The organism is Shewanella sp. QJM3NY_23 (genome assembly GCF_056173105.1).
In genome coordinates this window covers 127,555-140,984 of the sequence record NZ_CM149657.1, presented here as the reverse complement: position 1 = coordinate 140,984, position 13,430 = coordinate 127,555, and the positions used below count along the sequence as shown (strand labels likewise).

General features: G+C 44.5%; 11 protein-coding genes and 3 tRNA genes. 1 reads left to right on the top strand and 13 read right to left on the bottom strand.

Features of this window, described 5'->3' with window-relative positions; genetic code table 11:
- Nucleotides 1-80: 80 nt before the first annotated feature.
- From rpoB to AC0VXX_RS00605, 11 genes are all read right to left on the bottom strand, one after another.
- The gene (gene rpoB / locus AC0VXX_RS00655; RefSeq protein ID WP_475515501.1) at nt 81-4,112 is read right to left on the bottom strand and encodes a DNA-directed RNA polymerase subunit beta; all 4,032 of its coding nucleotides are present in this window, start codon (nt 4,110-4,112) and stop codon (nt 81-83) included.
- A gap of 242 nt (nt 4,113-4,354) precedes the next feature.
- Complete coding sequence (rplL, locus tag AC0VXX_RS00650; protein ID WP_475515500.1) at nt 4,355-4,720, bottom strand: 50S ribosomal protein L7/L12; 366 nt, start codon at nt 4,718-4,720, stop codon at nt 4,355-4,357.
- A 53-nt stretch (nt 4,721-4,773) separates the two neighbouring features.
- On the bottom strand, nt 4,774-5,271 hold the full coding sequence (rplJ, locus tag AC0VXX_RS00645) for a 50S ribosomal protein L10 (protein ID WP_110456993.1): 498 nt from the start codon (nt 5,269-5,271) through the stop codon (nt 4,774-4,776).
- A 281-nt stretch (nt 5,272-5,552) separates the two neighbouring features.
- A complete protein-coding gene (rplA, locus tag AC0VXX_RS00640) occupies nt 5,553-6,254 on the bottom strand; it encodes a 50S ribosomal protein L1 (protein WP_475515499.1) in 702 nt (233 codons plus the stop codon).
- 4 nt (nt 6,255-6,258) lie between these two features.
- On the bottom strand, nt 6,259-6,687 hold the full coding sequence (gene rplK / locus AC0VXX_RS00635; protein ID WP_110456995.1) for a 50S ribosomal protein L11: 429 nt from the start codon (nt 6,685-6,687) through the stop codon (nt 6,259-6,261).
- Nucleotides 6,688-6,812: 125 nt separating this feature from the next.
- Nucleotides 6,813-7,355, bottom strand: a complete 543-nt coding sequence (nusG, locus tag AC0VXX_RS00630; RefSeq protein WP_110456996.1) for a transcription termination/antitermination protein NusG — start codon at nt 7,353-7,355, stop codon at nt 6,813-6,815.
- 9 nt (nt 7,356-7,364) lie between these two features.
- Nucleotides 7,365-7,736: a preprotein translocase subunit SecE gene (secE, locus tag AC0VXX_RS00625; RefSeq protein ID WP_110456997.1), complete on the bottom strand. Its 372-nt coding sequence runs from the start codon at nt 7,734-7,736 to the stop codon at nt 7,365-7,367.
- 281 nt (nt 7,737-8,017) lie between these two features.
- Nucleotides 8,018-9,202: an elongation factor Tu gene (gene tuf, locus AC0VXX_RS00620; protein ID WP_475515498.1), complete on the bottom strand. Its 1,185-nt coding sequence runs from the start codon at nt 9,200-9,202 to the stop codon at nt 8,018-8,020.
- 185 nt (nt 9,203-9,387) lie between these two features.
- Nucleotides 9,388-9,461, bottom strand: a tRNA-Gly gene (locus AC0VXX_RS00615).
- A 35-nt stretch (nt 9,462-9,496) separates the two neighbouring features.
- A tRNA-Tyr gene (locus tag AC0VXX_RS00610) sits at nt 9,497-9,581 on the bottom strand.
- Between the two features lie 7 nt (nt 9,582-9,588).
- A tRNA-Thr gene (locus AC0VXX_RS00605) sits at nt 9,589-9,664 on the bottom strand.
- A 234-nt stretch (nt 9,665-9,898) separates the two neighbouring features.
- On the opposite strand from AC0VXX_RS00605, the gene coaA reads away from it, so the two are divergent.
- Nucleotides 9,899-10,849: a type I pantothenate kinase gene (coaA, locus tag AC0VXX_RS00600; RefSeq protein ID WP_475515497.1), complete on the top strand. Its 951-nt coding sequence runs from the start codon at nt 9,899-9,901 to the stop codon at nt 10,847-10,849.
- Between the two features lie 40 nt (nt 10,850-10,889).
- Here coaA and birA read toward each other — a convergent pair whose 3' ends face one another.
- Nucleotides 10,890-11,849 carry a bifunctional biotin--[acetyl-CoA-carboxylase] ligase/biotin operon repressor BirA gene (birA, locus tag AC0VXX_RS00595; RefSeq protein ID WP_475516896.1) on the bottom strand — a complete coding sequence of 320 codons (960 nt, stop codon included), beginning with the start codon at nt 11,847-11,849 and terminating at the stop codon, nt 10,890-10,892.
- A complete protein-coding gene (gene murB / locus AC0VXX_RS00590) occupies nt 11,842-12,891 on the bottom strand; it encodes a UDP-N-acetylmuramate dehydrogenase (RefSeq protein ID WP_475515496.1) in 1,050 nt (349 codons plus the stop codon). The genes birA and murB overlap by 8 nt, the downstream gene beginning before the upstream one ends.
- Between the last annotated feature and the right edge of the window lie 539 nt (nt 12,892-13,430).

The window sequence follows — 13,430 nt, the reverse complement described above, 5'->3', positions numbered from 1 at the left end:
TTCTCTCCTGAAGGAGTTAAACCGGGTGCTCCGCTCGCGCGGAGCACCGTTTATTGCCAAACTTCGGCGATGGCCAAGTCTTACTTTTGATCCAACTCGATATTAATACCGAGCGAACGGATCTCCTTCAGCAATACGTTGAAGGACTCAGGCATACCTGGTTGCATCTGGTGATTACCGTCGACGATGTTCTTATACATCTGAGTACGACCGTTAACATCATCAGACTTAACAGTAAGCATCTCTTGTAGAGTGTAAGCGGCACCGTATGCTTCAAGTGCCCATACTTCCATCTCACCGAAACGCTGACCACCAAACTGAGCTTTACCGCCCAGTGGTTGCTGAGTAACAAGACTGTAAGAACCGGTTGAACGCGCGTGCATCTTATCGTCAACCAAGTGGTTAAGTTTAAGCATGTACATGTAACCTACGGTTACTGGACGTTCAAATTGGTTACCGGTACGACCATCAAACAAGGTGCGCTGTCCAGAAGTAGGAAGACCAGCTAATTCAAGCATCTCCTTAATTTCTTTCTCTTTTGCACCATCGAATGCTGGAGTCGCAGTCGGAACACCGCCTCTTAGGTTCTTAGCAAGACGAATAACTTCTTCATCAGTAAATGAATCGATATCAACGCGCTGTTGCACGTCTTCACCAAGTTCATAAACTTGCTTGATGTAGTTACGAAGCTCTGCAAGCTCGCGCTGCTCTTCTAGCATAGCAGTGATCTTGTCACCGATACCTTTCGCCGCTGCGCCTAAATGCACTTCAAGAACCTGACCGATGTTCATACGCGATGGTACACCTAGTGGGTTCAATACGATGTCCACTGGGTTACCATTTTCGTCGTACGGCATATCTTCTACAGGGTTAATCTTAGAGATAACACCCTTGTTACCGTGACGACCCGCCATCTTATCACCAGGCTGGATAGTACGTTTAACTGCTAGGTAAACCTTAACAATCTTAAGTACGCCAGGTGCTAAGTCATCACCTTGAGTGATCTTACGACGCTTAACTTCGAACTTCTTATCGAAGTCAGCTTTTAGCTCTTCCGCTTGCTCAGCTAACTGTTCTAGTTCAGTTTGCTTAGTTTCATCGTCGATAGTTTGCACTAACAACTGTGAACGTGGAATGGCATCAAGCTGTGCTTCAGTGTAGCCAGCACCTATTAATAGGTTGCGAGCACGGCCAATCACACCATCTTCAAGAATCTTAAATTCTTCAGTTAGGTCTTTCTTAGCCTGGGCGATATGCATCTCTTCGATTTCTACCGCACGCTTATCTTTCTCAACGCCATCACGGGTAAATACCTGAACGTCGATGATGGTACCTTTAACTGAGTTAGGTACACGTAGTGAGCTATCTTTAACATCAGATGCTTTTTCACCGAAGATGGCACGCAATAGCTTCTCTTCTGGCGTTAGCTGAGTTTCACCTTTAGGTGTCACTTTGCCCACTAGGATGTCGCCACCCTTAACTTCAGCACCGATGTAAACGATACCTGATTCATCTAGCTTAGAAAGCGCAGACTCACCTACGTTTGGAATATCAGCAGTGATCTCTTCGCTACCCAACTTAGTATCACGAGCGATACATGAAAGCTCTTGAATGTGGATAGTAGTAAAACGATCCTCTTGCGCAACGCGCTCAGAGATTAAGATCGAATCCTCGAAGTTGTAACCATTCCAAGGCATGAACGCGATACGCATGTTCTGACCAAGAGCCAAATCACCTAAATCGGTAGATGGGCCATCGGCAAGTACGTCACCACGAACGACTGGGTCACCAACAGAACAACATGGACGCTGGTTAATACAGGTGTTCTGGTTAGAACGAGTGTATTTGGTCAAGTTGTAGATATCGATACCAGCTTCACCTGGAGTCAACTCTGCTTCATTTACCTTAACTACGATGCGGCTAGCGTCAACGTAATCAACATAACCACCACGTTTAGCAGCAACAACAACACCAGAGTCAACCGCTAGCGTACGCTCGATACCAGTACCAACAAGCGGCTTATCGGCGCGCAATGTTGGAACCGCTTGACGTTGCATGTTCGCACCCATCAATGCACGGTTAGCATCATCGTGTTCTAGGAACGGGATCAGTGACGCAGCAACAGAAATAATCTGTTGTGGCGATACGTCCATATATTGAACGTCGGCAGCACGCATAAAGGTTGATTCACCTTTATGACGACAAGCAATTTGCTCTTCAACCATACGGCCATCGGCATCAAGCTCAATGTTAGCCTGTGCAATAACGTAACGGCCCTCTTCGATTGCTGACAAGTAATCTACTTGGTCAGTAATAACACCATCAATTACCTTGCGGTATGGTGTTTCAAGGAAACCATAAGAGTTAGTGCGTGCAAAGCTTGCTAACGAGTTGATTAGACCAATGTTTGGACCTTCAGGGGTCTCAATTGGACATAGACGACCATAGTGAGTTGGGTGAACGTCTCGAACTTCGAAACCTGCACGCTCACGTGTCAAACCACCAGGACCAAGAGCCGAAATACGGCGCTTATGTGTCACTTCTGATAGTGGGTTGTTTTGGTCCATGAACTGAGACAGCTGAGAAGAACCGAAGAACTCTTTCACTGCAGCAGAAATAGGCTTAGCGTTGATCAGATCTTGAGGCATTAGCTCATTCAGATCGCCAAGGCTTAAACGCTCACGTACGGCACGCTCTACACGAACGAGACCTACACGGAACTGGTTTTCAGCCATTTCGCCAACACTACGGATACGACGGTTACCCAAGTGATCGATATCATCGACTTCATCATTACCGTTACGGATTTTGATGATGTTCTGCATTACTGCAACGATATCTTCTTTGGTCAGAATGCCTGTACCTTCATCGTCATCGATACCGAGACGACGGTTGAACTTCATACGACCTACTTTAGAGAGGTCATAACGCTCTTCACTGAAGAACAAGTTCTGGAATAGGGCTTCTGCAGCATCTTTGGTTGGTGGCTCGCCGGGACGCATCATGCGATAGATCTCAACTAACGCTTCTAAGCGGTTAGTTGTAGAATCGATACGCAGCGTGTCAGAGATATATGCACCGTGATCAAGCTCGTTGATGAACAGTGTATCGATATCTTTGATACCAGCCATTGAAAGCTTAGCAAGATCTTCTAGGCTGATCTCTGCGTTTGCAGAAACCAACACTTCACCCGTATCTGGGTCGATATAGTCTTGTGCAGCAATCTTACCTGAAATGTACTCAACCGGTACTTCAAGCTCAGTAGTATTGGTCTTCTCAAGTTGACGAATATGACGTGCAGTAATGCGACGACCTTTCTCAACTAAGATAGTGCCTTCAGCATCTTTAATGTCGTAGCTTGCTGTTTCACCGCGCAGGCGGTCAGCAACTAGCGTCATCACCAAGGTATCTTTTTTGATCTTGTATTGAACACGTTCAAAGAACAGATCTAGGATATCTTGAGTCGAATAATCCAATGCACGTAAGATGATAGACGCCGCAAGTTTACGACGACGGTCAATACGGACAAATAGCGCATCTTTTGGATCGAACTCAAAATCCAACCATGAACCACGGTAAGGAATAATACGTGCGTTATACAGCACCTTACCAGAAGAGTGGGTCTTACCACGGTCGTGATCGAAGAATACACCAGGACTACGGTGTAACTGAGATACGATAACACGCTCAGTACCATTGATAACAAAGGTACCGTTGTCAGTCATAAGAGGGATATCCCCCATATAGACTTCTTGTTCTTTAATATCTTTTACTGTGCCAGGCGCCGCTTCACGGTCATACAGAACCATACGTAACTTAACACGTAGTGGTGCAGAGTATGTAACACCGCGAATTTGACACTCTTTCACATCAAAAACAGGCTCACCTAGTTTATAGCTGACATATTGCAGCTCAGAATTACCAGAAAAGCTCTTGATGGGAAAAACGCTACGGAAAGCGGCTTCTAAACCACGCTCGCCTGTAGGATCTTGATCGGTGAACTTCTTAAAGGAGTCCAACTGGATTGACAATAGGTAAGGGATATCCAAAACTTGTGGACGCTTACCAAAGTCTTTGCGAATACGCTTCTTTTCAGAATAGGAGTAAACCATGGGTTTCCTCTGATTGCGAGATGTGACCAAGACTGAATCAACGCTAAGGGGTTGAATCAGCACGTTTGCCCATCACCGTTGATAGCAAGAACCTAACCAGTAATCTCTGCTAGGGACTGCAAAATCTGGCGACAAACGGTGAAAAAAAAATCGCCAACGCTTACAGCGCAAAAAAGGCCGACGGTTAAAAAACCGCCAGCCTCCGCCCGATGACTCGGGTGGGATGTAAGTTATATTATAACTTACTTGATCTCTACTGCAGCACCAGCTGCTTCAAGTTCAGTTTTAAGAGCTTCAGCTTCTTCTTTAGAGATAGCTTCTTTAACTGCTACTGGAGCAGATTCAGCCATGCCTTTAGCTTCTTTCAGGCCTAGACCTGTAGCGCCACGAAGTGCTTTAATAACAGCAACTTTGTTTTCGCCGTGAGAAGTAAGAATTACGTCGAATTCTGTTTTCTCTTCAGCAGCAGCAGCTTCGCCACCACCAGAAACAACAGCAGCAGCGGCAGAAACGCCGAACTTCTCTTCCATTGCTTCGATTAGTTCAACAACTTCCATTACAGACATTGCTGCAAGGGCTTCTAAGATTTGGTCTTTAGTGATAGACATAACAAAAAATTCCTAATTGTACTGAATTCAATTTAATTAAGCGGCTTGTAAAATTAAGCAGCTTCTTTCTGATCGCGTAGAGCGGCCAATGTACGAACGAACTTGCCAGCAGATGCTTCTTTTAGAGTCATCATGAACTGAGCTAGTGCTTCTTCGTATGTTGGTAGTTTTGCTAAACGATCAATGTTATCTGCAGGGATTAGTTCCCCTTCAAAGGCTGCTGCTTTGATCTCAAAGTTACCTTGTACTTTAGCGAAGTCTTTAAGAAGACGCGCTGCTGCACCTGGATGCTCATTAGAGAATGCGATCAAAGTAGGACCAGTAAACGTATCGCTAAGGCACTCAAAAGCAGTACCTTCAACAGCGCGTTTAACTAGAGTGTTACGTACAACTTTAACGTACACACCAGCTTCACGAGCGGCTTTACGAAGACCGGTCATATCACCTACAGTTACACCACGTGAATCGGCAACAACTGCAGATAAAGCACCTTTGGCAGCTTCGTTGACTTCAGCAACAATCGCTTTTTTGTCTTCGAGTCTTAATGCCATTGGCTTTACTCCTGGATTCTATCTAGGGAATTCCCTAGCAATTACCAAACTAAGTCAATTAACTTAGTTACTTACGGCGCGAATATCCAGGCAGAATAAAATCTAACTGGGGTCCGACACCGTCTACGTAGGAAATTAAGTTAGCGCGCTGCGTTAACACCTACGGTCTTGGACGAGGGTCTATCCGGTAATACTATAAAGTAATACGAAAATAGACCTCAACCCACAAAGTGCGCGCATTATATGCTAACTTGCCCACTTTGTAAAATCATGCCAAGAAATTAAGCTGCTGGAGTCAGAGTGCTCTGATCAACTGCCACACCTGCACCCATAGTGGTAGAGATGCTTACTTTCTTAACGAAAACGCCTTTAGCTGCAGCTGGCTTAGCTTTGATAAGCGCGCCAAGTAGAGCTTCTAGGTTTTCTTTTAGTTGAACAGTATCGAAATCCACTTTACCGATAGTAGTGTGGATAATACCGTTCTTGTCATTGCGGTAACGTACTTGACCCGCTTTCGCGTTCTTAACTGCTTCTGCAACATTAGGAGTCACAGTACCAGTTTTAGGGTTAGGCATTAGACCACGTGGGCCTAAGATTTGACCTAACTGACCAACAACGCGCATTGCATCTGGAGATGCGATAACTACGTCGAAGTTCATTTCGCCCGCTTTAACTTGTGCAGCAAGGTCATCCATACCCACAAGTTCAGCGCCAGCTGCTTTAGCCGCTTCAGCGTTAGCACCTTGAGTGAACACAGCAACACGTACGTCACGACCAGTACCGTGTGGTAGTACAGTAGCACCACGCACGTTTTGGTCTGATTTACGTGGGTCAACACCTAGGTTAACCGCAACGTCAACACTCTCAACGAACTTAGCAGTAGCTAGTTCTTTAAGTAGTGCAACAGCTTCGTTGATGTCGTAGCTCTTAGTTACTTCTACTTTTTCGCGGATCAAACGCGCGCGTTTAGTTAGCTTTGCCATTATATTAATCCTCTACTACCAAACCCATTGAACGCGCAGTACCTTCAATTGAGCGAATCATCGCTTCAATATCAGCACCAGTCATATCAGCGGCTTTAGTCTCAGCGATTTCCTGGACAGCGCTACGCTTGATAGTTCCCACTTTTTCAGTGTTAGGACGGCCTGAACCAGACTTAAGACCCGCTGCTTTAAGCAGTAGGAATGAAGCTGGAGGAGTCTTAGTTTCAAAAGTGAAAGAGCGATCAGTGTATACAGTGATAACAACAGGAATTGGCATACCTTTCTCGAACTTTTCAGTACGAGCATTGAATGCTTTACAGAATTCCATGATGTTAACACCTTTCTGACCCAATGCTGGGCCAACTGGTGGCGACGGGTTTGCAGCACCGGCTGCTACTTGTAGTTTGATGTAACCATCAACTTTCTTTGCCATGAGACATTTCCTCAAGTATGGGTACAAACGCTAGAGGCGACATGCCTATTAGCTCCCCGAAAATAATGGCTGCGGATTATACAAAAATCCGCAGCCATTTCCAATACGTTTTGTGGTTTATTTAATCAGCTTTTTTCGATCTGACTAAAATCTAGCTCTACTGGCGTTGAACGCCCGAAGATCATTACCGACACTTTAACGCGGTTCTTCTCGTAATCCACTTCTTCTACCGTGCCGTTAAAGTCAGCGAATGGACCGTCGGTCACACGCACAACTTCACCAGGCTCAAACATCACACGATGCGTTGGAGACTCAGTAGTTTCTTGTAGACGCTGTAAAATCGCATCGGCTTCTTTATCTGAAATCGGCGCAGGACGATCTGACGTACCACCAATGAAGCCCATTACACGAGGGATGCTTTTCACCAAGTGCCAGCTTTCGTCATTCATTTCCATCTGGACTAATACATAGCCAGGGAAGAATTTACGCTCACTCTTACGACGCTGGCCTGCACGCATTTCAACCACTTCTTCAGTCGGTACTAAAACCTCACCGAAATAGTGTTCCATTTCATGCATTTTGATGTGTTCAAGCAATGATTTACATACGCGACCTTCATAACCAGAAAAGGCCTGAACCACATACCATCTTTTTTTAGCTTCAGTCATACGAAGTGCCTATACGCCTGTAATAAAATTAACAATTCTCAGCAATACAGCATCCATACCCCAAAGGATAAGAGCCAAAATGCCTGTTGCCGCTAAAACGATAAAAGTCGTGTTTAGCGCTTCTTGACGCGTAGGCCAAACCACTTTACGAACTTCAATGTGCGATTCACGAGCAAAGGCCAACGCTTGCTTGCCTTTCTCGGTTTGAAGAGCGATAAAGCCGGCTATTGCGAATGCCACTACGACACCGATAGCACGCACCAATACGCTTGCTTCGCTATACATCTGATTAGCAATAATGGCAGCAGCCAGCAGAATAACTACTACGCCCCATTTTACCATATCCAGAGAGTTACCCTGATTTTCAGTATTTGTTGTCATCGGTTACTTCCGTTACTCACTACGACCTGAGCTTAAGTTTGGTCAGTCGCAAAATTCTTTCTCAAGTAAGATTGTGTTGACCATTCCACTGTATGCCCGAGCTTACCCACTACTAGAGCAAAAAGTAAGCCCAGAGGGTCAAAAATCGGCCATAGATTGTATTCTTATTCAATGCAATTGGCAAGGCGGCTCAGGGCCTGTTGCCAACAAATATCAATGACTAAAAATGAAAAAGGCAGCCTAGGCTGCCTTTTTCAGTATTGTGTTAAGACACTTTGCTATTAAGCAATGATCTTAGCTACAACACCAGCACCAACTGTACGGCCACCTTCACGGATAGCGAAGCGTAAACCTTCGTCCATCGCGATTGGGCAGATCAGCGTTACTGTCATCTGTACGTTGTCACCAGGCATTACCATCTCTACGCCTTCTGGCAATTCGATAGTACCGGTTACGTCTGTTGTACGGAAGTAGAACTGTGGACGGTAACCTTTGAAGAATGGAGTGTGACGTCCGCCTTCTTCTTTTGACAGAACATAGATTTCTGACTGGAATGTAGTGTGTGGAGTGATTGAACCAGGCTTAGCCAATACTTGACCACGCTCAACTTCATCACGCTTAGTACCACGTAGTAGTACACCACAGTTCTCACCTGCACGACCTTCGTCAAGCAGTTTACGGAACATTTCAACACCAGTACAAGTGGTCTTAGTAGTATCGCGAATACCAACGATTTCTACTTCTTCACCTACTTTGATCACACCGCGCTCTACACGACCAGTTACAACAGTACCACGGCCAGCGATTGAGAATACGTCTTCGATTGGAAGAATGAATGCACCGTCAATTGCACGCTCTGGCTCTGGAATATAAGTATCTAGCGCTTCTGCAAGCTCAAGGATCTTAGCTTCCCACTCTGGCTCGCCTTCAAGGGCTTTAAGCGCAGAACCTTGGATAACTGGTAGGTCATCACCTGGGAAGTCATATTCAGATAGAAGTTCACGAACTTCCATTTCTACTAGTTCTAGAAGCTCTTCGTCATCAACCATGTCACATTTGTTCATGAATACGATGATGAAAGGTACACCAACCTGACGTGAAAGCAGGATGTGCTCACGAGTCTGTGGCATTGGACCATCTGTAGAAGCAACTACTAGGATAGCGCCGTCCATCTGTGCAGCACCAGTGATCATGTTTTTAACATAATCCGCGTGACCTGGGCAGTCTACGTGTGCGTAGTGACGTGATGGAGTGTCATATTCGATGTGAGAAGTATTAATTGTAATACCGCGCTCACGCTCTTCTGGAGCGTTATCGATTTGTGCAAAGTTACGAGCTTCACCGCCGTATGTCTTAGTCAATACAGCAGATATTGCTGCAGTAAGAGTGGTTTTACCATGGTCAACGTGACCGATGGTGCCCACGTTTACGTGAGGTTTGCTACGTTCAAATTTTTCTTTAGCCATGGTATTGCCCCAATTAGAGATACTTGGTGATGAAATCTACATACAACAAAAAATCCGATGCATATTATGTCATCGAATCGATTCATTAAGATAATTAGGGGGCTTAGTAGGAGCTGAAGGCAGTTATCGAGAACTGACCCTTTTAGATGGGATTGCTCTTAGATATGGGCACAATCAGCGAAAATTGGAGCGGATGGCGGGAATCGAACCCGCGTTATCAGCTTGGAAGGCTGGAGTAATACCATTATACGACATCCGCGCAACCTAACTAAGGTTACCTAACTACCTAAAAAATGGTGGAGGGAGAAGGATTCGAACCTTCGAAGGCTGAGCCGTCAGATTTACAGTCTGATCCCTTTGGCCACTCGGGAACCCCTCCAGAGAAATGGTGCCGGCACCAAGAGTCGAACTCGGGACCTACTGATTACAAGTCAGTTGCTCTACCAACTGAGCTATGCCGGCGTGTCATTTCGGTAGCGGATATTAGGGAATCATGAGCACAAGTGCAATAGCTAATTTGAAATATCTGTAAAAAAAACGCTTAAGCGGCGCTTTTTCCACCAAAAGCATCACTTGCTGTGCACTATTCAGGCAGAAGAGAGCGATTACTTATTCCCTCCTGTAGGAATAGCATTTTTGCAGTTGTTCACATAAAGACGATGGTGTACTGTGCGTTGCCTAAGGGGAGATTTATCCATGTTAGCCACTAATCAAATTCACAATGCGCTTTATCTTGCTTTCGAGCGCCAGCAATGGGCTGAACTACGAAAATCGGTACCACTTACCCTCAGTGAAGCAGATCTCGAAGACTTACGCGGTATTAACGAATCTATCTCACTCGATGAAGTCACCGATATTTACTTACCCCTTAGTCGACTATTAAACCTTATCATCGGTGCTAAACAACAACGCGGCCTAGTATTAAGCCAATTTATTGGCCGAGAGCCTCCTAAACGCCCTTACATTATTAGTATCGCAGGCAGTGTTGCTGTGGGTAAAAGTACCACAGCGCGTATCATGCAAGCCTTGTTAAGACAGTGGCCTGAACACCCAAAGGTTGATCTGGTCACCACTGACGGATTTTTGTACCCACTGGCAGAATTGAAACGTCGTGGTTTACTACAACGTAAAGGCTTCCCCGAAAGCTACGATATGAAGATGTTGGTCGAATTTATATCGAAGATAAAAGCCGGCGAAAGTACAGTCCACGCCCCCATCTATTCTCACATAACCTATGACAGAGTTGCCGATACTCAACAGGTTATTGAGCAACCCGATATTCTTATTATCGAAGGGTTAAATGTATTACAAACCAGTCAAGACAGCCATGTAGCGATTTCCCAGCCTTTTGTATCTGATTTTGTAGATTTTTCTATCTACGTGGATGCAGAGGAGTCTCTGCTAAAACAGTGGTATATATCGCGATTCTTACAGTTTAGACAGGGAGCATTTAGTGATGTAAATTCATATTTCCATCACTATTCAGATCTCAACGATGCTGAAGCTACTCGTATCGCTGCCAATATTTGGGACAGTATCAATGGCCCCAATCTTAATTTAAATATCTTACCGACCCGCGATAGGGCACATCTGATTTTAAGCAAAAGCACTGACCATATGATGAATCAGGTGCTATTACGTAAATAGACAGTTAAGCGTGCATGGCTAATGTACGCTTAACTGCGTCTCAAAGTGGGCGCATCGATATTTCACCGCCGACATACGCCTTTATACCATTACCGTTATCAAGCAAAATGGCTCCCTGCTCATCGATGCCACAACAGATACCTTCGACACTGTTATCGCCCATCAGCAACTTAACCACCTTACCGTCAAATAAATCGGCTTCTCGCCAACGTTGTTTAAACGCCTTAAGTCCTTGCGATTCAAACAAACTAAGATCGCTCACCAGTTGTTGCTGCAAGGCTATCATTAGCTCTGTCTTGTCAGGTTGTTGGCTTAACTCAGACAGATCACTCCAAGGCTGATCAATCTTATCCGCCTGATCTGCCGACATCGAAAGGTTAATCCCTATTCCAATAACCAAATTGCATTCGTAGTCAGCCTGGCCACTCATCTCAATGAGAATACCTGCTAATTTTTTATGATTAAGATAGATATCATTTGGCCACTTAACCCCTATCCCATCGACGCCTAACCCACGTAATACTGTGGTTAATGAACAGGCAACTACAAGGCTCAAGCCCATAGCTTGCGACATACCTTGTGAAAACTGCCAAAAAAAAGAAGTATATAGATGGCAACCATAGGGCGAAACCCAAGTGCGCCCTCTTCGTCCTCGCCCGGCCGATTGATGCTCAGCAACACAAATATCACCACTACTAAGTTCATTGACATGATTTAATAAAAACGCATTAGTGCTATTGATATCATTAAAGTAAAAACAACGACCTTTAATTTGTGCCTTTAAACGTTGCTCATCGATAAGAGACAATGGAGTCGATAACTTATAGCCTTTCCCTTTAACACTATAAATATCAACCCCAAACTCCTCTAGACTTGCCACATGCTTACTGATGGCAGCCCTTGAGATCCCAAGCTCATGAGCTAGCGCTTCTCCAGAAACAAACTCTCCACCTGCGAGTGATTTAATAATTGCGCGTTTACGCAGCCATTGTTCATGCATCATTTAATTCCCTTTCTCCTACTGCACCGATGATACGTGGCTCAACCTCTAAACTGACCGAATATATTTGGTTAACCCGCTGTATCACCTCACGCGCTAATGTACAGACGTCGGCCCCTGTGGCTTTGCCGACATTTACGATAACCAAGGCTTGTTTTAAATGTATGGCCGCCCCACCAATAGCATGGCCTTTTAATCCCGCATTTTCGATAAGCCAACCCGCTGCTAACTTTACGTTATCAACGTTCACCGGGTAGCCAACAATAGCAGGATACTCTTGCTGTAATTGAGTAAAGAGTTCACTAGAAACGATAGGGTTTTTAAAAAAGCTACCCACATTACCTAATACCGCGGGATCAGGCAGCTTACTGCTACGAGTCTCGCAGATACAATCAAAAATCATTGTTGGTGTCAGAGTAGTGGCAGATAATTGTTGTAATGGGCCATAACTTAAATTTGGGCGCCACTCTTTTTCTAAGCGAAGGCCCACATTTAAAATCACCGCTTTATTTTTTAATGTCGATTTAAAAATCGAATCACGATAATCAAATAGACATTGCTCGGCATTGAGACGAACACGCTTGCCAGTGGCAAGATCTAAATATTCCACCCACTCACAAAACTGCGAAAAATCAGCACCATACGCGCCTATATTTTGGATAGGAGCAGCCCCTACAGAACCTGGGATTAAGGCTAAATTTTCTAAACCTGGCATATTATGCGTTAAACAAAATTGTACTAATTCATGCCAATTCTCACCTGCTGCCACCGACAAATGAAAACAGTCTTCATCTTCAACAACATTAATGCCCTTAGTTGCAATAAGCACCACAGTGCCCTTAAAACTATCAGTTAACACGATATTACTACCGCCACCAATAGCCAATAACGGCCTGTTTGTATTTGCAGCCTCAAGACAAATATCGATGAGTTTTAGCTCATCAGTCGCCTTAATTAAGTGCTCACAACTGACATCTATACCCAGGGTATTATGCGTGACTAATGAATGAGTAATAATGGAGTCCATAATTCTGATTGACATGACAAAACACTATTGTAACCGTTAGCCTAACTTTTATCGATCAGATCTCAAGACAGATTATCTTCCAAATAATGTCATAAAAGCATCAAATCTCATTTGGCCAATATAAATACATATAGAGTGCTATCACTCGTAATATGTTCAATTGAATCATGATAGTTCACCAAGTCCGTAGTAATACATTTAGCGTATACAGATGATGTTATCCAGTAAATAGCATTAACGCTCATGGCATTAGCAAGGGGCATAGTTACTAAAAACAGACAAGGTAAGCCCAAATACAAAAAAGCCCGCTGCGTTAGCAACGGGCTTTATAGACTATCTTTCCTTTCGAGCTTTCGAGAACTCTTTTTTGTCTTCACTTTTTTAAAGTGGAATCAAAAATGGGTCTGTAATGATCTATGTAACCCTCCCCTAAAATAGTCCCATGCATAATTAGAGCTCTCCGCGTTCAGCTTCAGCATCAAGCTGCACTTGATAAGCGCAGACGCTTCACCCTACTCTACATGGGTTTGAGCCTCACTACGTTCGGACTATTT